Here is a 21,439-nt window from a genome sequence, read left to right on the forward strand (position 1 = left end):
GCAGGAAGCCATGTCTCTCTCCCGCAGAAACTTCGTCATCGCCACGTCGGTCGCGGCCGGCGGCTCGATGATGCTCTCCGCCTGCAGCAGCGGCAGCTCGAACACGGACAAGGGCAGCAAGGACAAGGGCCACGGCGGCGCCGACAAGTACACCGGTGCGGTGGTCGTCGGCACCAAGGAGGACTCGACGGGTCCGGCTCCCGAGATCGCGGGCGCGAAGAAGGGCGGGACGATCCGCGGCATATCGCCGGACGACTTCTCCCACCTCGACCCGCAGCGCATCTACTACTCGTGGAACTCGCAGATCGGCAATCTCCTCATCCGTGGCCTGACCGGCTACAAGATCGCCGCGGACGGCTCGATGAAGCTCGTCGGTGACCTCGCCACCGACGCGGGCACCATGAGTGACGCGGGCAAGACCTGGGCGTTCACGCTCAAGGACGGCCTCAAGTGGGAGGACGGCAAGGAGCTCACCGTCGAGGACGTGCGCCACGGCATCGAGCGCGGCTTCGCCAGCTTCACCACCGAGGGCGCGGGCTACGCCCAGCAGGCACTGACCGGCTCGGCCGACTTCCGGTCCAAGTACAAGGGCCCGTTCAGCGGCAAGCACCTCGAGTCCGTCGTGACGGACGCCGCGGCGAAGACCATCACCTTCAAGCTCGTCGAGTCCCGCCCTGACTTCAACTTCACCCTGGCGATGACGTCCTACGGCGCCGTCCCGGTCAAGGGCGACAGCAAGGACAAGTACGACAAGGACCCGGTCTCGGCCGGCCCGTACCGCATCAAGGCGCACTCCATCGACAAGTCGATGACGCTGGTGCGCAACGAGCACTGGGACCCGAACACGGACTCGATCCGCAACGCCTACCCGGACAGCTTCGCCTTCGAGTTCGGGCCGGAGTCGCTCCAGGCCGCCGACCGCATGATCGCCGACTCCGGCGACGACCAGTACGCCTTCATGGCGTACAGCGGCGTCCCGGCCGAGCGGATCCAGAAGGTCCTCACCGACCCCGAGCTGAAGAAGCGCACCTTCAACGGCCTGCTCACCGGCATCTACTACTACGGCATCAACACCAAGCGCATCACCGACCTGAAGGTGCGCCAGGCGCTCATCCACGCGTGGCCGCTGGAGCAGATCCGCAAGATCTACGGTGGTCCGTCGGCCGGTGACTACGCCACGTCCATCCTGAGCCCCGACATCATGGGCTACGCCAAGGACGACGTCTACGGCAAGCTGAAGAAGCCGCAGGGCGACCCGGAGAAGGCGAAGCAGCTGCTGAAGGAAGCGGGCAAGGAGGGCCAGAAGATCGTCTACGCCTTCCCGCAGAGCAACGTCTACGACAAGACCAAGGTCGTCATCGAGAACGCCCTCAAGGCGGCCGGCTTCGACCCGGTCATCAAGCAGCTGGACTCCTCCAGCTACTACGACCAGATCCAGCAGATCGACAACAAGTTCGACGTGATGTGGTTCGGCTGGTCCCCGGACTGGCCGACCGGCTACACGCTGGTGCAGCCGCTGTTCGACGGCGGCACCATCGCCAACGGCGCCAACAACATCTCGCAGCTGAACGTCGACTGGGTCAACGCCGCGATCAAGAAGAACGTCGTCATCGCCGACCCGGCCGAGGCCGGCAAGCAGTGGGCCGCGCTCGACAAGCGGATCATGACGGAGGAGGCGCCGATCATCCCCGAGACGTTCCAGCGCCGCTTCTACCTGCACGGCTCGAAGGTCGGCGGGGCGATGTTCGACCCGCAGTACTCCTCGGCCGTGATCTACAAGCTGTTCGTGAAGGCCTGAGCCGACACTACCGAGGCGGGGCGCCCTTGCGGCGCCCCGCCCGCTCCCCTCCCCCTCGTCGGCGTCTGCCAGGGAAATCCATCGCCATGTTCCGCTTCCTCATCCGCCGGGCAATCGGCGCACTGGTCATCCTGCTGATCATCAGTGCCATCACCTTCGTCCTCTTCTACGTCGCGCCCCGCGACCCCGCTCGTGTGGCCTGCGGCAAGGTGTGCACGCCGGAGACGCTGGCGCTGGTCAAGCGCAACCTCGGCATCGCCGACCCGCTCCCCGTGCAGTACTGGCACTGGCTGCAGGGCGTGTTCGTCGGACGCGACTACACCTCGTTCGGCCACTGCCCCGCGCCGTGTCTGGGCTACTCGTTCCACAACCGCGAGCCGGTCCTCGGCACCATCCTGGACCGCTTCCCGACGACGCTCTCCCTCTCCGTCGGCAGCGCGATCGTCTTCGTGATCTTCGGTGTGGGCACCGGCATGCTGGCGGCGGTGAAGCAGGGCAAGCTGCTGGACAAGGTCGCGTCCTCGGCGTCGCTGATCTTCTCCTCGATGCAGATCTACATCGTCGGCGTGGTCGCCATGTACTACCTGACGGACCAGTGGCACATCCTGAGCCGCCCCAAGGACGTCCCCTTCACCGAGGACCCGGTCGCCTGGTTCAACGGGCTGCTGCTGCCCTGGCTGGTACTGGCGCTGATCTTCACCGCCAACTACACACGTATGGCCCGCTCCCAGCTCGTCGAGACACTGAGCGAGGACTATGTGCGCACCGCCCGCGCCAAGGGCCTGTCCCGGCGCACGGTGTTCTTCCGCTTCGCGTGGCGCGGTGCGATGGGCCCCATCGTCACCATCTTCGGTCTCGACATCGGCGTGCTGCTCGGCGGCGCGATCATCACGGAGAAGGTCTTCGGCCTGCACGGCATCGGCGCCCTCTCGATCAAGGCCGTCAACGACAACGACCTTCCGCTGATCCTCGGTGTCGTCCTGGTCGCAGCGGCGGCGATCGTCGTCTTCAACATCATCGTCGACGCGGTCTACGCCCTCATCGACCCACGCGTCCGCCTCGCCTAGGGAGAGATCCAGTGAGCACCCCCTTCCTCTCCGTACGCGATCTGCGCGTGCACTTCTCCACCGACGACGGCATGGTCAAGGCCGTCGACGGACTGTCCTTCGACGTCGAGCGCGGCAAGACCCTCGGCATCGTCGGCGAGTCCGGCTCCGGCAAGTCCGTGACCAACCTGGCCATTCTCGGCCTGCACCACCCCGAACACACCGAGATCGAGGGGGAGATCCTGCTCGACGGGCAGGACCTCCTCGCCGCATCGGAACGGGAGCTGGAACAACTGCGCGGCAACAAGATGGCCATGGTCTTCCAGGACGCGCTTGCCTCCCTCTCGCCGTACCACACCATCGGCAAGCAGATCGGTGAGACCTACCGCAAGCACACCGGGGCCTCCAAGCGGGAGTCCCGGGCGCGGGCCGTGGAGATGCTGACCAAGGTGGGCATCCCGCAGCCCGATCTGCGGGTGGACGACTATCCGCACCAGTTCTCCGGCGGTATGCGCCAGCGCGCGATGATCGCGATGTCGCTGGTCTGCAACCCCGCGCTGCTGGTGGCGGACGAGCCGACGACCGCGCTGGACGTCACCGTGCAGGCCCAGATCATGGACCTGCTGAAGGACCTTCAGCAGGAGACCGGCACCTCGATCATCTTCATCACCCACGACCTCGGCGTCATCGCCGACATCGCGGACGACGTGCTGGTGATGTACGGCGGGCGCCGTGTGGAGCGCGGCACGAAGAAGGAGGTGCTACGGGCGCCCCAGCACCCGTACACCTGGGGCCTGCTGGGGTCCATGCCCACGCTCGAAGGGCCGGTGGACGTGCCCCTGTCGCCGATCCCCGGGACCCCGCCGAGCCTCCTGAACCCGCCGACCGGCTGCCGGTTCCACCCGCGGTGCTCGTTCACCGAGCAGGTCGGCGGCGACCGCTGCTCGGCCGAGCAGCCTCCGCTGGACCTGGTGTCCGGACGCGGGGCGGCCTGCCACCTGACACCGGAGCAGCGCATCGAGTACTTCTCCGACTTCGCCGGCACCCGGCCCAACTGACGTACAAGAGACGGGACTTCCCCACCATGAGCAGCACCGATCCCCTCCTGGACGTCTCCGGACTCACCAAGCACTTCCCGATCAAGGGCGGCTTCCCGATCCGGCGTACGGTCGGAGCGGTCCAGGCCGTGGACGGACTGGACTTCACCGTCGGAGCGGGCGAGAGCCTCGGTCTCGTCGGTGAGTCCGGCTGTGGCAAATCGACGACGGGCCGGCTGATCACCCGGCTCCTGGAGCCGACCGCCGGCCGGATCTCCTACCGCGGGCAGGACATCAGCCACGCCTCGCGCAAGGAGCTGGCGCCGATCCGTTCCGAGATCCAGATGATCTTCCAGGACCCGTACGCCTCGCTGAACCCGCGGCAGACCGTGGGCAAGATCGTCGCCGCGCCGATGGAGATCAATGGCATCGAGCCCGCGGGCGGCCGCGAGGCGCGCGTGCGGGAACTGCTGGAGACCGTCGGCCTCAACCCGGAGCACTACAACCGCTTCCCGCACGAGTTCTCCGGCGGTCAGCGCCAGCGAATCGGGGTGGCCCGCGCGCTGGCCCTGGAGCCGAAGCTGATCGTGGCCGACGAGCCGGTCTCCGCGCTGGACGTGTCGATCCAGGCCCAGGTGGTGAACCTGCTGCAGAAGCTGCAGCAGGAACTGGGCATCGCGTTCCTGTTCATCGCCCACGACCTGGCGATCGTGCGGCACTTCTCGCAGCGCGTCGCCGTCATGTACCTCGGCCGGATCGTGGAGATCGCCGACCGCGAGGATCTGTACGGCAATCCCCGGCACCCGTACACCAAGGCGCTCCTCTCGGCCGTTCCCGAGGCCACCGCGGACGACGTACCGGCCCGCGAGCGCATCCGGCTGACCGGTGACGTCCCGTCGCCCGTCAACCCGCCGTCGGGCTGCCGCTTCCGTACGCGCTGCTGGAAGGCGACGGACAAGTGCGCGAGCGAGACCCCGCCGCTGGTGCAGGTGGGGGGCAGCCGGGACGGGCACCTGACGGCCTGCCACTACCCGGAGGACTCGCAGTCCCTGTCCAGTGTCCCGCAGGCCCGTAAGGCAGCCGGCATGACGAAGTCCGGCAACGAGACCCCCCAGGACCCCAAGGCCGGAGGCTGACACCCCTCTCCTCGGCCCCGGGGTGGCCCGACAGGACGCGGATCCGACCGGTCCGCGGTCCGAGGGACTCCCCGGCCCAAGGAACCGAGCACGTCGGCCCATTGACCCGAGCCACCTGCGAGCCCGGTTCCCGGGTACACGGGAAAGGCGCCCGGAACCGATCGGTTCCGGGCGCCTCGTGCCTCCGGGCCTCCCCCACGGGGACCTTCCGACCACGGCGGTCCAGCTCTTCGGGGTGTACGCCGTGATGCCCGGCCCCGGACATCCCGGTCACCGCGTCACCACGGCCACGGCTGCCCTGCCGCGCACACGTGGGCCTGCGGGGGCGCCGTCTGCCGGATACGCATCGGACCCCCCGGTGCCCGAAAGGGTTCCGAGGGGTCCGATCATGTCCGCAACGGACGTCGGTGACGCGTCAGGCCGCGTGCACCACGTCCTTCTCCTCCGCGAAGTGGCACGCCGACTCGTGCGCGGCCGGCGTCGTCGAGGTCTTGAAGCGCTCGGGGATCGCCAGCAGCGGCATCTCCTGGGCGCACTTGTCCTCGGCCTTCCAGCAACGGGTGCGGAAGCGGCAACCCGACGGCGGGTTGGCCGGGGACGGGACGTCGCCGGTGAGGATGATCCGCTCGCGGCCCTCACGGGCCTCCGGGTCCGGGACGGGGACCGCCGACAGCAGCGCCTGGGTGTAGGGGTGCGTCGGGTGGTCGTAGATCTGCGTGTCCGTACCGATCTCGGCCATCTTGCCGAGGTACATGACGCCGACCCGGTCCGAGATGTGCCGGACGATCGAGAGGTCGTGCGCGATGAAGAGGTAGGAGAGGTTGAACTCGTCCTGGAGCTTCCCCATCAGGTTGATGACCTGCGCCTGCACCGACACGTCGAGCGCGGACACCGGCTCGTCGCAGATGATGATCTCCGGGTTGAGCGCGAGGCCGCGGGCGATGCCGATGCGCTGGCGCTGACCGCCGGAGAACTGGTGCGGATACCGGTTGATGTACTCCGGGTTGAGACCCACGACGTCCAGGAGCTCCTGCACCTTGCGGCGCCGGTCGCCCTTCGGGGCCACCTCCGGGTGGATGTCGTAGGGCTCACCGATGATGTCGCCGACCGTCATACGCGGGTTCAGCGACGTGTACGGGTCCTGGAACACCATCTGGATGTTGCGGCGCACGGCCTTCAGCGCACGGCCGGACAGCTTGGTGATGTCCTGGCCCTTGTAGAAGACCTCGCCGGCGGTGGCCCGCTCCAGCGTCATCAGGAGCTTGGCGACCGTGGACTTGCCACAGCCGGACTCGCCCACGATGCCGAGCGTCTCGCCCGCGTAGAGGTCGAACGAGACCCCGTCCACGGCCTTGACCGCGCCGACCTGCTTCTTGAACAGGATGCCCTGGGTCAGCGGGAAGTGCTTGACCAGGTTGCGGACCTGGAGGATCGGCTCGCCCTGCGACACGGGTGCGTCGATGGCGGCTACGGACTCCGCCTCGGTTGCCGCGTCGACCGTCTCCACCTCGGAGACGTTCGGGGTGGCGTCCACGGGCTCCTTCTTGATGTCAGCCATGGATCGTCTCCTTCCAGAAGTGGCAGGCGCTGCCGCGTCCGACCAGCTCGGTGCCGTCCTGCTCGGTCACCGGGGCGAGAGCCGGGATGTCCGTACGGCAGATGTCCTGCGCCATCGTGCAGCGCGGGTTGAAGGCACAACCCGACGGCACGTGGAGCAGGTTGGGCGGCAGGCCCTTGATCGCGAAGAGCTCCTGGCCCTTCTGGTCCAGGCGCGGGATCGACTCCAGCAGACCCTTGGTGTACGGGTGCGCCGGGCGCTTGTAGATCTCGTGCACCGGAGCGGTCTCGACGATCCGGCCCGCGTACATCACGGCGATCTTGTCGGCGACGTCCGCGACGACACCGAGGTCGTGCGTGATCAGGATCAGACCCATGTGGTACTCGCGCTGGAGCTCCGCGAGCAGGTCCATGACCTGGGCCTGCACCGTCACGTCGAGCGCGGTGGTCGGCTCGTCCGCGATGATCAGGTCCGGCTCCAGGGCCAGCGCCATGGCGATCATGATGCGCTGGCGCATACCGCCGGAGAACTGGTGCGGGTAGTCCGAGACCCGCGCCGCGGCGGCCGGGATCTTCACCTGGTCCATCAGCTCGATGGCCTTGGCGCGGGCTTCCTTCTTGGACAGGCCCTGGTGGACGCGGAACATCTCGCCGAGCTGGTAGCCGACGGTCAGGACCGGGTTCAGCGAGGACAGCGCGTCCTGGAAGATCATGGCGATCTTCTGGCCGCGGATCTTCCGGCGCTCCTCGTAGGACATCTTGAGCATGTCCTGGCCGCGGAAGAGGATCTCGCCCTGCGGGATCCTGCCCGGCGGCATGTCGAGGATGCCCATGATGGCCTGCGCCGTCACGGACTTGCCGGAGCCGGACTCACCGAGAACGGCGAGGGTCTCGCCGGCGTTCACGCTGTAGTTGACACCGTTGACCGCCTTGGCCACACCGTCGCGGGTGTGGAACTCCACGTGCAGGTCACGGACATCGAGCAGGGGGCCGACATAGTCGTCTCCCGAGCGGGGGGACGGGACTTCGGCGGTCTTGTTGATGGTGGCCACGTTCGCCCTCCTATCGCGACTTCGGATCGAGGGCGTTGCGGACGGCTTCGCCGAGCATGATGAACGCCAGAACGGTGATGCTGAGCATGATCGACGGGTAGATCAGGATGTGCTGCGCGACGCGGATCTGCGCGGCGCCACCGGAGATGTCCATACCCCACGAGATCGTCGGGTCGGCGAGACCCAGACCCAGGTAGGACAGGGTCGCCTCGGCGGAGATGTAGACGCCGAGCGAGATGGTGGCGACCACGATCACCGGCGCCATGGCGTTCGGCAGGATGTGCCGGAAGAGGATCCGGTTGGTTCCCGCGCCCAGCGCCCTGGCGGCCTGCACGTAGTCCGACTGCTTGATCACGATCACCGCACCGCGCATGACACGCGCGATCTGGGTCCAGCCGAGGAACGCCAGGGCGAAGATGACCACCCAGACCGTCCGGTCGGTGAACGCCTGGAGGACGACCATGGCACCCAGCAGGAAGGGGATGCCGAGGAAGACGTTGGTGAAGAAGCCGGAGAGCAGCGCGTCGACCCAGCCGCCGAAGTAACCGGCGAGCATGCCGATCAGTCCGCCGAACAGCGTCACCAGGAGCGTCACGCAGACACCGACGGTGATCGATGCACGGGTGCCGTAGATGACACGCGCGTAGACACTGTGGCCCTGGCCGTCGTAGCCGAGCCAGCCCTCCGAGCCGATCTTGCTCAGCTCCGGCTTGCCCAGGTAGTGGTGCACCAGGTCGGCCGAAGTCGGGGAGGCGTTGGTGAACAGGCCGGGGAAGACCGCCATCACGAGAAGGATGACGATCAGGACCGACGAGACGATGAAGTACCAGTTGGAACGCAGGTCCCGCCAGGCATCGCCCCACAGGCTGCGGGCCTTGTCGGCCTTCACGGTCGCCGCGGGGTCCGCGATGGGCGCCTTGGCGTCCTCGGGTGCGGGTGCGGTCTTGGTCGCGTCAGGCATAACGGATCCTCGGGTCCAGGACCGCGTACAGCAGGTCGACGATGAGGCTCATGCAGAGGTAGACGAGCACCAGGATGGTGACGAGGCCGACGAGCGTCGTGCCCTCGCGCTTGACGATCGACTCGTAGATCGTGCCGCCGACGCCCTTGACGTTGAACAGACCCTCGGTGACGACCGCGCCGCCCATCAGGGCGCCCAGGTCGGTGCCGAGGAAGGTGATGACGGGGATCAGCGAGTTCCGCATCAGGTGCACGCCGACGATGCGTCGCTTGGGCAGGCCCTTGGCGATGGCGGTGCGCATGTAGTCCGAGCGCAGGTTCTCAGCCATCGTCGTACGCGTAAGTCTCGCCACATAGGCAAGGGAGAGCGAGCCCAGCACGATGGCCGGCGCCAGGAGTTCGCCCCACTTGGCTTCGCCGGAGACGTTCGGGTCGATCCAGCCGAGCTGGAAGGCGAACACCGTCTTGACGATGAAGCCGAGGACGAACACCGGGATCGAGATGATCAGCAGGGTGAAGACCAGGACCACGTTGTCGGTGAGTCGGCCGGCGCGCAGACCGGCGATCATCCCGAGACCGATACCGATGACGATCTCGATGACGAAGGCCATGCCGGCCAGCCGGAGGGTGACGGGGAACGCATCGCCGAGGACGTCGGTGACAGGACGTCCGCTGGCTATCTGCTTACCGAAATCACCGTGCAGGACGATGCCTGTCATGTAATTCCAGTACTGCTGCAGGATCGGCTGATCCAGGCCGTACTCATGGCGAAGTCTCGCCAGCGTGGCCGGGTCGGCGCCCTTGTCCCCGAACAGCCCGCGCACGGGGTCGCCGGGCAGCGTATAGACCATCAGGAAGATCAGCAGGGTTGTCCCGAGGAAGACCGGGATCATCTGGAGCAGTCGTCGTGCGACATAGCGCCCCATCATGCCTCCATGTAATAGGCAGGCGGCAGCCGACGGGCCCTCCCCTGCACCGACTCCCCCTGTGGGGTCGTCGGTTGCGTGGAAGGGCCCCCCGGCCACTGCGTGCGGGCAGGCGCGGACCGTCCTTCAGTGCCGGTCCCGCGCCTGCGCGCGGACTACGTAGGTGTGGTTACTTCTTGACTTCGATCTGGGTCAGGATCGGGTCGCCGTCCTGCGCGTAGTCCACGTTCTGGACCTTCTCCGAGTAACCGGCGTTGACCTTGTAGTACCAGAGCGGGATGGAGGGCATGAAGTTCACCAGCTCCTTCTCGATCTTCTGGTACGCCGCAACGGAGTCCTCGAGGGAAGCCGCGGAGTCGGCCTTCTTGATCTCCGCGTCCAGGGCCTTGTTCGAGAAGTCGCCCTGGTTACCAGCGGCGCCGGTCCGGAACAGGTCCGAGATGAAGTTCGCGTTCACCGGGTAGTCGAGCACCCAGCCGGAGCGGTACAGGGACTTGACCTGCTTGTCGTCACGCGCGTTCGTGTCGGCCTGGAAGTCGGCCTTCGAGTCGGTGGCGCACTTGACACCGGTCGACTGCGTGATGCTGTTGCAGACCGCCTCGACCCATTCCTTGTGGCCGCCGTCGGCGTTGAACTGGATCGAGATCTTGTTGCCCGGGACGCCGCCGCCGTCCTTGATGAGCTGCTTGGCCTTCGCCGGGTCGTACTTGGTGACGTCGCCCGCGGCGTCCTTCTGGAAGCCGAGAACACCCTGCGCGACCCAGCCGGTGGCGGGCTCACGCGTGCCCTGGAGCACGGTCTTCGTGATCGTGGCGCGGTCGATACCCATCGACAGGCCCTGGAGGACCTTCGGGTCGATGTCCTTGAACTGCTTGGTGTAGAACGCGACGGCGATCGTCTGGATGGCCGAGTACGGCTTGTCCACCGCGCGGTCACCGAGGTCGGACCGGTAGACCGGGAGGTCCTTCGGGCCGATCTGGCGCAGCACGTCGACGTTGCCGGACTTCAGGTCCTCGTAGGCGGTCTCGAGGGTGGTGTAGTTCTTGAAGACCACACCGCCGTTCTTCGCCTTGTCGGCACCCTTGTAGTCGTCGTTGCGGACGACCTTGATCTGCTTCTTGTGGTCCCAGCTGACGAACTTGTACGCGCCGTTGCCGACCGGCTTCTCGCCGGCGGCCTTCGGGTCCGCGTAGAAGGACTCGGGCAGCGGGGAGAAGACCGTGTAGCCGAGCTTGTACGAGAAGTACGGGAGCGGGGCGTTGAGCTCGATGGTGAACGTGTAGTCGTCCACCTTCTTCAGACCGGACATGGCGTCGGCCTTGGGCTTGGCCTTGGCGTCCTCGGGGTGGACGTCGGCGAAGCCCTTGATGTCGCCGAACCAGGACGCGTTGGTCTGGTTGTTCTTGATGTTGGCGGCCCAGTTCCAGGCCTTGATGTAGGACTCGGCCGTGACGGGCGTGCCGTCGTGGAACTTCCAGTCCTTCTTGAGCTTGACCGTCCAGAGCTTGCTGTCCTTGGTGTCGACAGACTCCGCGTTGATCATCTCAAGCTTGCCGGACGGGTCATAGTCCACCAGCTGCGAGAAGATCGCGTCGGTGACGATGCTGCCGTTCGACTCCATCGTGTTGGCCGGCTGCAGCGGGTTCTGCGGCTCACCGACCTCGACGGAGAAGATGCCGTCAGCATTGACAGCACCCTTGGCGCTGTCCTTGCCCTTGTCGGCGTCACTGTCGCCGCCGCCACAGGCAGTCGCAGCCAGGGCGATGATGGCCGCTCCCGCGACCCACTTGGCGCTCTTGGCACCACGCATGGGTTTCCTCCTCATGAGTCCACTTTTGACTACAAGAAGGGCACTGGGTCGATACACCGACACCCCTGACGGTGATCGTTTCAGTGCCCTTAGTGTGCTCGTGAGTCGGCACTCCCCACAGTGCGTGACCCATTGACCCGAGCTCAATGGAGCCAACTATTAAGTACGACTGGGCTGTAAACCACACTTAAAGGGTCTCGGTTTGACAACATCCAAACCTCGCGCGGACCAAAATCCGGACAAAGTGATCCCAGACAGACACCCCCGAAACGGACTGTTAACACATGTTTCGGAGAGCGACGCCCGATAACCGGACGCTCGCGTCTCACAGTCCGGACAGCGTGGGCGGAAAACCGGTTGCCAAAGGCCAGGGCCCCCACAGTGTCTGTGAGGGCCCTGGCCTTCTGCAATGCCCGGAGCTGACGGATCATCGGCCGAAAAAGGCCTACCCGCCGCCATGCCGGTCGTGCTCCGCGCCAGTGGTGCGCGAAGCGTGACGCCAGTGGTGGGTGGGGCGCGTGACGTCAGCGGTTCCGACGCGCGACGTCAGCGCCTCCCTGCGCGTGGCGTCAGTTGTTCTTGGCGCGCGAGGCGGAGCGGCCACGCTGCTTCTGGTCCAGGACGACCTTGCGGATACGCACGGTCTCCGGGGTCACCTCGATGCACTCGTCGTCGCGGCAGAACTCCAGGGACTGCTCCAGCGACAGCTTGCGGGCGGGCACCACGTTCTCCGTGGTGTCCGCGGAAGCCGCACGCATGTTGGTGAGCTTCTTCTCCTTGGTGATATTCACGTCCATGTCGTCGGCGCGCGAGTTCTCGCCGATGATCATGCCCTCGTAGACCTCGGTGCCGGCCTCGGTGAAGATGACACCGCGCTCCTGGAGGTTGACCATGGCGAACGGCGTCACCGTGCCCGCGCGGTCGGCGACCAGCGAGCCGTTGTGACGGGTCCGCAGCTCACCGAACCACGGCTCGTGGCCCTCGAACAGGGAGTGCGCGATGCCCGTACCGCGGGTCTGGGTCAGGAACTCCGTACGGAAGCCGATGAGGCCGCGGGACGGGACGATCCACTCCATGCGGACCCAGCCCGAACCGTGGTTCGTCATCGTCTCCATGCGGCCCTTACGGGTCGCCATGAGCTGTGTGATGGCGCCGAGGTGCTCCTCCGGCGAGTCGATCGTCATGCGCTCGATCGGCTCGTGGGTCTTGCCGTCGACCTGCTTGGTGACCACCTGCGGCTTGCCGACGGTGAGCTCGAAGCCCTCCCGGCGCATGGTCTCGATGAGGATCGCGAGCGCGAGCTCACCGCGGCCCTGGACCTCCCAGGCGTCGGGGCGCTCGGTGTCCAGGACGCGGAGCGAGACGTTACCGACGAGCTCGCGGTCCAGACGGTCCTTGATCTGACGGGCGGTGACCTTGTGGCCCTTGCCGCCCTTGCCGACGAGCGGCGAGGTGTTCGCACCGATGGTCATCGAGATGGCGGGCTCGTCGACCGTGATCAGCGGCAGCGCGATCGGGTTCTCGGTGTCGGCCAGGGTCTCACCGATCATGATGTCCGGGATACCGGCGATCGCGCAGATGTCGCCCGGACCGGCCTTCTCGGCGGGCTTGCGGGTGAGCGCCTCGGTCATCAGCAGCTCGGTGATGCGGACGTTGGACTGCGTGCCGTCGCGCTTGATCCAGGTGACCGTCTGGCCCTTGCGCAGCTCGCCCTGCTCGACGCGGCACAGCGCGATACGGCCGAGGAAGTTGTCGGCGTCCAGGTTGGTGACGTGCGCCTGGAGCGGGGCGTCCTCGTCGTACTCCGGGGCCGGGACCGCGGAGAGGATCGTGCTGAAGAACGGCTCCAGGCTGTCGCTGTCCGGCGGGACGGTACCGTCCTCCGGCTTGGTCAGCGAGGCGACGCCGTCACGGGCGCAGGCGTAGACGATCGGGAACTCGATCTGGTCCTCGTCGGCGTCCAGGTCCAGGAAGAGGTCGTACGTCTCGTCGATGACCTCGGCGATCCGGGAGTCCGGCCGGTCCGTCTTGTTGATGCAGAGGATGACCGGCAGCTTGGCCGTCAGCGCCTTGCGGAGCACGAACCGGGTCTGCGGCAGCGGGCCTTCGGAGGCGTCGACCAGCAGCACCACCGCGTCCACCATCGACAGGCCTCGCTCGACCTCACCGCCGAAGTCGGCGTGGCCGGGGGTGTCGATGATGTTGATCGTGATGACGTCGCCGCCATCCTTGGGGTGGTACTTCACGGCCGTGTTCTTGGCCAGGATCGTGATGCCCTTCTCACGCTCCAGGTCGTTCGAGTCCATCATGCGTTCGTCGAGGTGCTCGGCGGCGTGCGCGGCGAAGGCGCCGGCCTGCTTGAGCATGGCGTCGACCAGCGTGGTCTTGCCGTGGTCGACGTGGGCGACGATGGCTACGTTACGGATGTCGTGGCGCGTGGGCATGGGTGGCTTGCGCTTCTCTCGGATCGGGGATTCAGGCGTCTTAGTCGGTCTTGAGTCCTCGTACGCCCGCCGGGCGGACGCGCCACGGCTACACCCCATGGTACGGGGCGGGCGCGCCTGCGGCTTCCCGGGCAAGTCTTACCGGCCACAGGACAGGCGCCCGGCCTCGCGCGCGGCGGCCGAGGCGCCCTTGGGCAGGGGCTCGTCGCAGTCGAGGATTCCACCGCCCGACGTGGTCCATGTCGACACGTGCCCGGTGGTCGGTTCCTGGTGCGCACGGCTCCCGCAGGTGTAGCGGAAGTCCGTCTCGACCAGCGTCACGGAACTGAAGTTCACCAGGCGGGCGGCATGGCCGGTGACCTCACCGCCGCCCTCGTCGAGCGGGGCGTAAGTCCCCGGCTCGCCGAGCCCCGCCCCGCCCTCCGGTTCGTCGCCCTTCTCCGCGAAACCGAGGTGCACGCTCAGCGCGAGGAACACGTCCTGCGCGTCCGGCCTCGGGCCGTCGGACCGCAGGGATGCCTGGTCGGTGCGCAGTCGCCGGATGGGCTCGACCATCTTGGTGGCCTCGGCCGTGACGCGCTGTGCGTCGGCCACCCCGTTCAGCACGGACTGCTTCCGCAGGTTGAACCAGGTGTACGTGCCGCCCTCGCACGCCCGCTGCTCGGAGGCGGCGACCCGCTCCGCACCGGCCGTCCCGGCCGTCGGCGAACCGGCCTGCTTCGGCCTCCCGCTCGCGCCCGGGTCGTCCGGCGTCGAGCCGCAGCCACTCGCGCCCGCGAGGATTCCTGCGACGAGCACGGCGACCGTAGAGGTGAGAGTCCGTGTCCGCTTCATGTTTGCGCCCCCGTGATCAATTCGTCCGGCGGAATTCACCGGTGGTCGTGACCAGGGTCACCCGGGCGGACGGCACGGAGGCGGAACTTGAGCAACTTCAGAGGTGGGCCACGGGGCGGCGGCTCCGAGTGGGGCTCGGAGCCGTGCCTCCGTGGCGGGATCTTCGGGGTTGGGGCCCCGGAGATCCGGTGGTGAGCGGCTACCCGGGTCAGCGGGTGCGCACAGCCTTGCCCGCCGGCAGTCCGGCGGGCAAGGGAATTGAGCCAGTTCTGAGCTTTCCGTCCGGCGCTGACCTGCTACTTCTTCCTGTTGGCCGGGGCGCCTGCGGACTGCGGCTTCTTGAAACCGATGTCCTGGTAGTGCGGCACCCCGAAGCCGAAGGCGCCGACGTTCACGAGCTTCTTGTCCGTGGCGACCAGTTGCGGGCGCTGGTAGAGGGGAATCGATCCTGCGGCGGCCCAGATCCGGGCGTCCGCCTGCTTCATCAGCTTCCGGGCCGTCCCTTCGTCGAGCTCCGAGACCGCTTCGTCGAAGAGCTGGTCGATGTGGTCCGTACCGACGCGGGTGTAGTTCTGCTCGACGAGCAGCGAACCGTCGGTGGCGGGCACCGGCTTGGCGAAGATCGGCCGGGCGTCCGTGGCCGGGTAGGCGGTGGCCGGCCAGGAGTACAGCGCCAGGTCGTAGTCGCCGGAGGCGACGTGATCCGTGAAGTAGCTGTCGTCGGACACCTTGGTGATCTCGGTACGGATCCCGATCGTGTCGAGCATCGCCGCGATCTTGTCGCCGACGGTCCGCAGGGACTCGGAACCCGGACCGGACGGGAGGACGAACCGCAGCGTCAGCGGCTTGCCGTCCTTGCCGAGCGGCCCGCGGGCCGAGTCCGGAGCCTTGGCGGGGGCCGCGGTACCGGCCGGGGCGTATGCGCCGGCCGCGCCGCCGGGCTGCCGGTCCTGGGCGGTGATCCGGGCGGGAGCGTCCTCGGAGGTGCCCGTCTCGCCCAGGCGTCCGGCCTGGCGCAGCAGGGCGGCGCTCTGTGCGGCGGCGGCGGGGGCGGGCGCGAGGACGTGGGTGGCCGCGCCCCCGGCCTCACCGGGCTTGTCGTCGTCCCCGACGATGTACAGCCCGTCGTCCTTGGAGGGCTCGCGCCGGGCGGCGTCGTCGGTCTTGCCGTCGTCCTTCGCGCTGTCGGCCCCGCCCTCCTCGTCCTGCTCCTCGGACTCCTTCTTCTTCTCTGCCTTCTCCTCCGTCCTACCCGCGTCCTTCTGCTTCTCGCCCTCGCTGCCCGCCTTGGTGCCGTCCGTCTTCTCGATGGCGCCCTCGCGCGTCCAGCCGGCGTCGGCCAGCAGTGCCTGCGCCTCCTTGGTGTCCTGGCTGCCGAGGGCGTCGCTGCCGTTCTTGTACGCGGGCTGCCCGGCCAGCGCCAGATGGCTGCCGAGGGGCTCGGCGGGCAGGCCGAGGGGCCTCAGTACGGCGTCGGCGAGCTCCTGGCGGTTCAGGGCGCGGGCCACGGCCCGGCGTACGCGGTCGTCGGCCAGCGGTCCGGTCTCGCCGTTCAGCGCGAGCTGGGTGTAGGCGGGCTCCAGTGACTTGCGGACCGCGTAGCCGCGCAGTTCGCTCTGCTCGGCGGCGTACGCGTTCGCGGCCCCGGCCTTCTCGGCCCGGGCCTCCTGCGCCTCCTCGGCCGCCTTCTCGTCGGAGCCGTGCGCCAGCGCCCAGGACCGCAGTGCTTGGGCCGGGGTGACCTCGGAGCCGGGGCCGTGGGCGGGCGGTGCGCCGTTGCTGCCGTTGTCCCGGGCGGCCTGGACGATGCGATGGGCTGCCGCCGCGTCGATGTCGGCCACGTCGATCTTCCCCTCGACCAGTGCCTCCGTGCGGTCCTGGGGCTTGACCGCCCTGAAGACCAGCGAGTCGAGCTTGGCGGGGCTGCCCCACCAGCGCGGGTTGCGGTCCAGCGTGACGGATCCCGCCTCCTTGTCCACCGTGCGCAGCCGGAAGGGTCCCGCGGTCGCCTTGAGCGTGGACCGCGCGCCGTCGTTGAACGCGTCCGGAGACCCGGTCACCTGTTTCGGGTACAACGGAGAGAAGAGTGAGCGCCAGTCCGCGTACGGCTTGGCGAAGGTGACCTTGACCTCCAGGTCGTCGGCGCCGCGCTCGATCTTCTCGATGCGTTCGTACCCGGCGTTGCGGGCCGTCCAGAAGGCGGAGTCCTTGCCGCTCAGGGCGCGCCACTGGGCGACGAAGTCCGGTGCGCCGATCTCCCGGCCGTCGCTCCAGACGGCCTGCTGGTTCAGCCGGTAGAGCACGACCTGCCTGGGCTCGGTGTCGACGACCTTCGCGGATTCCAGGTAGTCCGGATTGAGCTGCGGCCGGCCCTTGGCGTCCAGCGGGAAGAGGGTCGGCAGCAGCGCGCCGGTGATCCGGGTGGTGGCGCTGTCGGCGTCGGCCTGGAAGGCGTTGAGGGTGGCGGGCATCGCGTCGATCGCCCAGTTGACCGTGCCGCCGTCCGCGACCTGGGCGCGGGCCGCCGGCGCGACGTCCTGCGGGACGACGACGGCACGGACGGCCTCTTCGTGGGCGGAGCTGCAGCCGGCCAGCACGGGCAGGGTGAGCACCCCGGTGGTGAGCAGTGCGAGCGAGCGGCGCTTTCGGGATGTCCCGCGCGGGACGCCGACGTGGGACATGGCTGATACCTCCGGGGACGGCCCGGCCCACCCTCGCTCGAATGAACCGGATTGTGCGTATGTGGTGGCATTTGCAGTTGATCACACTGGTTCCGCCCGTCCACTGAAAGCGCCCACGCGCGGGAGACCGCGCAGACACGGCGCAGCCGCCCCGAACCTCACCCGTGCGGCGGAGTGCCGGGAGCGGCCGGAAGCCGACGTTCTCCGGGCTCGTACACCCCCGACCGCAAGACAGAGCGGCCCGCTCTCTTCCCAACGGGGATGTGACGCGCGACACTCGCATGCGCATGGCCACCCGCGACTGCGGAAGTGAGATCAAGTCATGTCACTGCATGATGAATTGACGGCAGTTCAGCACTGTCTCGACGACCTGGTCCGCACCGTCGGACGGCTGGAGCGGAGCCTCGCGCAACTGCGCGCGGCGGACACCGCCCCGGACCCGCTCGACCCGGCCGGCCACGCCGCACCCGTCGACGGCGTCATCACCATCACCGAAGCGCCGTACGACACCACCCTGTGGACGGACTCGGACGACGAGGGTCTGGGCGTCCGCGGCAGGCACGCCCCCTAGGAGAGTTCCTTGGCCACCGGTACGGAAACAGGAACGGATTCAGGCAAGGACCCGGGCAGCGCCCCGGGTACGGGACCCCGCCCGCCGGGCGGTGCGGCCGCCCGGACGACGGGGGTCCACCACCCCACGCGGGCCGCCATCGCCGCCCGCCATCTGCGGACCGACCGCTGGTGGCTGGCGCCCGCGGTGACGGCGGGCGGGCTCCTCGCCTTCATCGTCTACTCGACCTGGCGGGCGTTCTCCAACGCGGACTACTACGCCGCGCCCTATGTCTCGCCGTTCTACTCGCCCTGTCTGGCGGACAACTGCGCCCCCATGCGCAGCGGCCCGAACTGGGAGATCCTCGGCAACTGGTGGGGCCTGTCCCCGGCCCTGCTGATCCTGATCTTCCCGCTCGGCTTCCGGCTGACCTGCTACTACTACCGCAAGGCCTACTACCGGGGCTTCTGGGCCTCTCCCCCTGCCTGCGCGGTCGCCGAGCCGCACCAGGCGTACAGCGGCGAGACCCGCTTCCCGCTGATCATGCAGAACATCCACCGGTACTTCTTCTACGCGGCGGTACCGGTCGCCGGGATCCTCACGTACGACACCGTGCTCACCTTCCGCGACGAGCACTATGCCTGGGGCCACATGGGTCTCGGCTCGCTGATCTTCCTGGTCAACATCGCCCTGATCTGGGCGTACACCCTGTCCTGCCACTCCTGCCGGCACATCATCGGAGGCCGGCTGCGGCACTTCTCCAAGCACCCCGTGCGCTACCGGCTTTGGGGCTGGGTGGGGCGGCTCAACACCCGTCACATGCTGCTCGCCTGGGCCTCGCTGATCAGCGTGGCGGCGTGCGACTTCTACGTGTACCTGGTCGCCTCCGGCGCCTTCGACGATCCGAGGTTTTTCTGAATGACTGAGCTCGAACGTCAGCAGTGGGACGTCGTCGTGGTCGGTGCCGGAGGCGCCGGGCTGCGTGCCGCGATCGAGGCCCGGGAGCGCGGAGCCCGTACGGCCGTCATCTGCAAATCGCTCTTCGGCAAGGCACACACGGTCATGGCGGAGGGCGGGATCGCCGCCTCCATGGGCAATGTGAACTCCGGGGACAACTGGCAGGTGCACTTCCGCGACACCATGCGCGGCGGGAAGTTCCTCAACCAGTGGCGGATGGCGGAGCTGCACGCCAAGGAGGCGCCCGACCGGGTCTGGGAGCTGGAGACCTGGGGCGCGCTCTTCGACCGCACCCCCGAGGGGAAGATCTCCCAGCGCAACTTCGGCGGCCACGAGTATCCGCGCCTGGCCCACGTCGGGGACCGTACCGGCCTCGAACTGATCCGCACCCTCCAACAGAAGATCGTCTCGCTCCAGCAGGAGGACGAGCGCGAGTTCGGTGACCACGAGGCGCGGCTGAAGGTCTTCCAGGAGTGCACGGTCACGCGCGTCCTCAAGGACGGGGAAAGGGTCTCGGGCACCTTCTGCTACGAGCGCGAGACCGGCCGCTTCTTCGTACTGGAGGCGCCCGCGGTCGTCCTCGCCACCGGCGGCATCGGCAAGTCCTTCAAGGTGACGTCGAACTCATGGGAGTACACCGGCGACGGCCACGCGCTGGCCCTGCTCGCGGGTGCGCCCCTGCTGAACATGGAGTTCGTGCAGTTCCACCCCACCGGCATGGTCTGGCCGCCCTCGGTCAAGGGCATCCTCGTCACCGAGTCGGTGCGCGGTGACGGCGGGGTGCTGCGCAACTCCGAGGGCAAGCGGTTCATGTTCGACTACGTCCCCGATGTGTTCAAGGAGAAGTACGCGCAGTCCGAGGAGGAGGGCGACCGCTGGTACGAGGACCCGGACCACAACCGCCGGCCGCCCGAGCTGCTGCCGCGCGACGAGGTCGCCCGGGCGATCAACTCCGAGGTGAAGGCGGGTCGCGGGTCGCCGCACGGCGGAGTGTTCCTGGATGTGTCGACGCGGATGTCCGCGGAGCGGATCCGGCGCCGGCTGCCGTCGATGTACCACCAGTTCAAGGAGCTGGCGGACGTCGACATCACCGCCGAGGCCATGGAGGTCGGCCCGACCTGCCACTACGTGATGGGCGGCATAGCCGTCGACTCGGACACCGCCGCGGCCCTGGACGTACCCGGCCTGTACGCGGCGGGCGAGGTCGCGGGCGGCATGCACGGCTCCAACCGGCTCGGTGGGAACTCCCTCTCCGACCTGCTGGTCTTCGGCCGGCGGGCCGGACTGCACGCCGCCGGGTACGCCGCGTCGGCCGGCGCCCTGCCCGTCGTCGACGAGGCCCAGATCGACGCCGCGGCCGCGGAGGCGCTGCGTCCGTTCAGCGCGGAAGGGCTCGCCGACGGCGCGCCGGCGGAGAATCCGTACACCCTGCACCAGGAACTCCAGCAGACGATGAACGACCTGGTCGGCATCATCCGCCGGGCCCCCGAGATGGAACAGGCCCTGGAGAGGCTTGCCGGGCTGCGCGAGCGGGCCCGGCGCGCGGGGGTCGAGGGGCACCGGCAGTTCAACCCCGGCTGGCACCTCTCCCTGGACCTGCGGAACATGCTGCTGGTCAGTGAGTGCATCGCGCGGGCGGCCCTGGAGCGCACCGAGAGCCGCGGCGGCCACACCCGCGAGGACTGCCCGGGGATGGAACGCTCCTGGCGTCCGGTCAATCTGCTGTGCCGGCCGACGGACGAGCAGGACGCCGCGAGCGGCCGGATCGAGCTCGTACGCAAGGTGACCGAACCCATCCGTCCGGATCTGCTCTCCCTCTTCGAGAAGGAGGAGCTGGTCAAGTACCTCGCCGATGAGGAGCTCTACGAGTGAGCAGCTACGACGCACGGTTCAGGGTGTGGCGCGGGGACATCGAAGGCGGCGGCCTGGAGGACTTCGAGGTCGAGGTCAACGACGGCGAGGTCGTCCTCGACATCATCCACCGCATCCAGGCCACCCAGGCGGGCGATCTGGCGGTGCGGTGGAACTGCAAGGCGGGCAAGTGCGGTTCGTGCAGCGCGGAGATCAACGGAAGGCCGCGGCTGATGTGCATGACGCGCATGTCGGTCTTCGGCCGTGAGGACACGATCACGGTCACCCCGCTGCGGGCCTTCCCCGTGGTGCGCGACCTGGTGACGGACGTGTCGTTCAACTACACCAAGGCACGTGAGATCCCCGCCTTCGTCCCCCCGGAGGGCGTGAAGGCGGGCGAGTACCGGATGCAGCAGGTCGATGTGGACCGCTCGCAGGAGTTCCGCAAGTGCATCGAGTGCTTCCTGTGCCAGGACACCTGCCACGTGGTGCGCGACCACGAGGAGAACAAGGCGGCCTTCGCCGGACCCCGCTTCCTGATGCGGGTGGCCGAGCTGGACATGCACCCCCTGGACGCCGCCGCCGAGTCCGGTCTCGACCGGAAGGCGACGGCGCAGGAGGAGCACGGGCTCGGGCTCTGCAACATCACGAAGTGCTGTACGGAGGTGTGCCCCGAACACATCAAGATCACCGACAACGCCCTGATCCCGCTGAAGGAGCGGGCGGTGGACCGCAAGTACGACCCACTGGTGTGGCTGGGCAACAAGATCCGGCGCCGGGACGCGACCTGAGGCGGGCCG

General features: G+C 68.0%; 16 protein-coding genes. 8 read left to right on the forward strand and 8 right to left on the reverse strand.

Annotated features, from left to right (window positions below; all coding sequences use genetic code 11):
• The first annotated feature begins 10 nt into the window (after positions 1 to 10).
• From OG538_RS12335 to OG538_RS12350, 4 genes are all read left to right on the forward strand, one after another.
• On the forward strand, positions 11 to 1,798 hold the full coding sequence (locus tag OG538_RS12335) for an ABC transporter substrate-binding protein (protein ID WP_406092963.1): 1,788 nt from the start codon (positions 11 to 13) through the stop codon (positions 1,796 to 1,798).
• An 86-nt stretch (positions 1,799 to 1,884) separates the two neighbouring features.
• Positions 1,885 to 2,865, forward strand: coding sequence for an ABC transporter permease (locus tag OG538_RS12340; protein WP_406092965.1), 981 nt, complete (start codon positions 1,885 to 1,887; stop codon positions 2,863 to 2,865).
• A 71-nt stretch (positions 2,866 to 2,936) separates the two neighbouring features.
• Positions 2,937 to 3,902 (forward strand): ABC transporter ATP-binding protein, encoded by a 966-nt coding sequence (locus OG538_RS12345; protein WP_406100094.1) that lies wholly within the window; start codon positions 2,937 to 2,939, stop codon positions 3,900 to 3,902.
• Positions 3,903 to 3,928: 26 nt separating this feature from the next.
• Positions 3,929 to 5,017, forward strand: a complete 1,089-nt coding sequence (locus OG538_RS12350) for an ABC transporter ATP-binding protein (RefSeq protein WP_406092967.1) — start codon at positions 3,929 to 3,931, stop codon at positions 5,015 to 5,017.
• Positions 5,018 to 5,432: 415 nt separating this feature from the next.
• On the opposite strand, the gene OG538_RS12355 is transcribed toward OG538_RS12350, so the two are convergent.
• The 8 genes from OG538_RS12355 to OG538_RS12390 form a co-directional block, all read right to left on the reverse strand.
• A complete protein-coding gene (locus tag OG538_RS12355; protein WP_406092969.1) occupies positions 5,433 to 6,575 on the reverse strand; it encodes an ABC transporter ATP-binding protein in 1,143 nt (380 codons plus the stop codon).
• A complete protein-coding gene (locus OG538_RS12360; RefSeq protein ID WP_406092972.1) occupies positions 6,568 to 7,626 on the reverse strand; it encodes an ABC transporter ATP-binding protein in 1,059 nt (352 codons plus the stop codon). The genes OG538_RS12355 and OG538_RS12360 overlap by 8 nt, the downstream gene beginning before the upstream one ends.
• 10 nt (positions 7,627 to 7,636) lie before the next feature.
• Positions 7,637 to 8,587, reverse strand: coding sequence for an ABC transporter permease (locus tag OG538_RS12365; RefSeq protein ID WP_406092974.1), 951 nt, complete (start codon positions 8,585 to 8,587; stop codon positions 7,637 to 7,639).
• Positions 8,580 to 9,512, reverse strand: coding sequence for an ABC transporter permease (locus tag OG538_RS12370; RefSeq protein ID WP_406100096.1), 933 nt, complete (start codon positions 9,510 to 9,512; stop codon positions 8,580 to 8,582). Before OG538_RS12370 ends, OG538_RS12365 begins: the two co-directional genes overlap by 8 nt.
• Positions 9,513 to 9,681: 169 nt before the next feature.
• Positions 9,682 to 11,322 carry an ABC transporter substrate-binding protein gene (locus OG538_RS12375; protein WP_406092976.1) on the reverse strand — a complete coding sequence of 547 codons (1,641 nt, stop codon included), beginning with the start codon at positions 11,320 to 11,322 and terminating at the stop codon, positions 9,682 to 9,684.
• Positions 11,323 to 11,891: 569 nt separating this feature from the next.
• A complete protein-coding gene (gene typA / locus OG538_RS12380; protein WP_406092978.1) occupies positions 11,892 to 13,766 on the reverse strand; it encodes a translational GTPase TypA in 1,875 nt (624 codons plus the stop codon).
• 138 nt (positions 13,767 to 13,904) lie between these two features.
• The gene (locus OG538_RS12385; RefSeq protein ID WP_406092980.1) at positions 13,905 to 14,600 is read right to left on the reverse strand and encodes a hypothetical protein; all 696 of its coding nucleotides are present in this window, start codon (positions 14,598 to 14,600) and stop codon (positions 13,905 to 13,907) included.
• A 296-nt stretch (positions 14,601 to 14,896) separates the two neighbouring features.
• Positions 14,897 to 17,281 carry an ABC transporter family substrate-binding protein gene (locus tag OG538_RS12390; protein WP_406092982.1) on the reverse strand — a complete coding sequence of 795 codons (2,385 nt, stop codon included), beginning with the start codon at positions 17,279 to 17,281 and terminating at the stop codon, positions 14,897 to 14,899.
• Between the two features lie 322 nt (positions 17,282 to 17,603).
• Here OG538_RS12390 and OG538_RS12395 point away from each other — a divergent pair, with 322 nt between their 5' ends.
• From OG538_RS12395 to OG538_RS12410, 4 genes are read left to right on the forward strand one after another with little or no spacing between them, the layout of a single operon-like run.
• The gene (locus tag OG538_RS12395) at positions 17,604 to 17,852 is read left to right on the forward strand and encodes a hypothetical protein (protein ID WP_406092984.1); all 249 of its coding nucleotides are present in this window, start codon (positions 17,604 to 17,606) and stop codon (positions 17,850 to 17,852) included.
• A gap of 9 nt (positions 17,853 to 17,861) precedes the next feature.
• Positions 17,862 to 18,749 (forward strand): hypothetical protein, encoded by an 888-nt coding sequence (locus OG538_RS12400; protein WP_406092986.1) that lies wholly within the window; start codon positions 17,862 to 17,864, stop codon positions 18,747 to 18,749.
• Complete coding sequence (locus OG538_RS12405) at positions 18,750 to 20,660, forward strand: fumarate reductase/succinate dehydrogenase flavoprotein subunit (protein WP_406092988.1); 1,911 nt, start codon at positions 18,750 to 18,752, stop codon at positions 20,658 to 20,660. It abuts the gene before it with no gap.
• Positions 20,657 to 21,430 (forward strand): succinate dehydrogenase/fumarate reductase iron-sulfur subunit, encoded by a 774-nt coding sequence (locus OG538_RS12410; protein WP_406092990.1) that lies wholly within the window; start codon positions 20,657 to 20,659, stop codon positions 21,428 to 21,430. The genes OG538_RS12405 and OG538_RS12410 overlap by 4 nt, the downstream gene beginning before the upstream one ends.
• Positions 21,431 to 21,439 lie beyond the last annotated feature (9 nt).

Origin of the sequence: Streptomyces sp. NBC_01013, assembly GCF_045162765.1 — a bacterium.
In the GTDB taxonomy this organism is placed as follows: Bacteria; Actinomycetota; Actinomycetes; order Streptomycetales; family Streptomycetaceae; genus Streptomyces.

Excerpts from the sequence above, each read along its gene's own strand:
- OG538_RS12345 (WP_406100094.1), top strand. The coding sequence starts at position 2,937 with ATGGTCAAGGCCGTCGACGGACTGTCCTTCGACGTCGAGCGCGGCAAG.
- OG538_RS12340 (WP_406092965.1), top strand. The coding sequence starts at position 1,885 with ATGTTCCGCTTCCTCATCCGCCGGGCAATCGGCGCACTGGTCATCCTG.
- OG538_RS12385 (WP_406092980.1), bottom strand. The coding sequence starts at position 14,600 with ATGAAGCGGACACGGACTCTCACCTCTACGGTCGCCGTGCTCGTCGCA.
- OG538_RS12370 (WP_406100096.1), bottom strand. The coding sequence starts at position 9,512 with ATGGGGCGCTATGTCGCACGACGACTGCTCCAGATGATCCCGGTCTTC.
- OG538_RS12335 (WP_406092963.1), top strand. The coding sequence starts at position 11 with ATGTCTCTCTCCCGCAGAAACTTCGTCATCGCCACGTCGGTCGCGGCC.
- OG538_RS12395 (WP_406092984.1), top strand. The coding sequence starts at position 17,604 with ATGTCACTGCATGATGAATTGACGGCAGTTCAGCACTGTCTCGACGAC.
- OG538_RS12365 (WP_406092974.1), bottom strand. The coding sequence starts at position 8,587 with ATGCCTGACGCGACCAAGACCGCACCCGCACCCGAGGACGCCAAGGCG.
- OG538_RS12375 (WP_406092976.1), bottom strand. The coding sequence starts at position 11,322 with ATGCGTGGTGCCAAGAGCGCCAAGTGGGTCGCGGGAGCGGCCATCATC.
- OG538_RS12355 (WP_406092969.1), bottom strand. The coding sequence starts at position 6,575 with ATGGCTGACATCAAGAAGGAGCCCGTGGACGCCACCCCGAACGTCTCC.
- OG538_RS12350 (WP_406092967.1), top strand. The coding sequence starts at position 3,929 with ATGAGCAGCACCGATCCCCTCCTGGACGTCTCCGGACTCACCAAGCAC.
- OG538_RS12390 (WP_406092982.1), bottom strand. The coding sequence starts at position 17,281 with ATGTCCCACGTCGGCGTCCCGCGCGGGACATCCCGAAAGCGCCGCTCG.
- typA (WP_406092978.1), bottom strand. The coding sequence starts at position 13,766 with ATGCCCACGCGCCACGACATCCGTAACGTAGCCATCGTCGCCCACGTC.
- OG538_RS12405 (WP_406092988.1), top strand. The coding sequence starts at position 18,750 with ATGACTGAGCTCGAACGTCAGCAGTGGGACGTCGTCGTGGTCGGTGCC.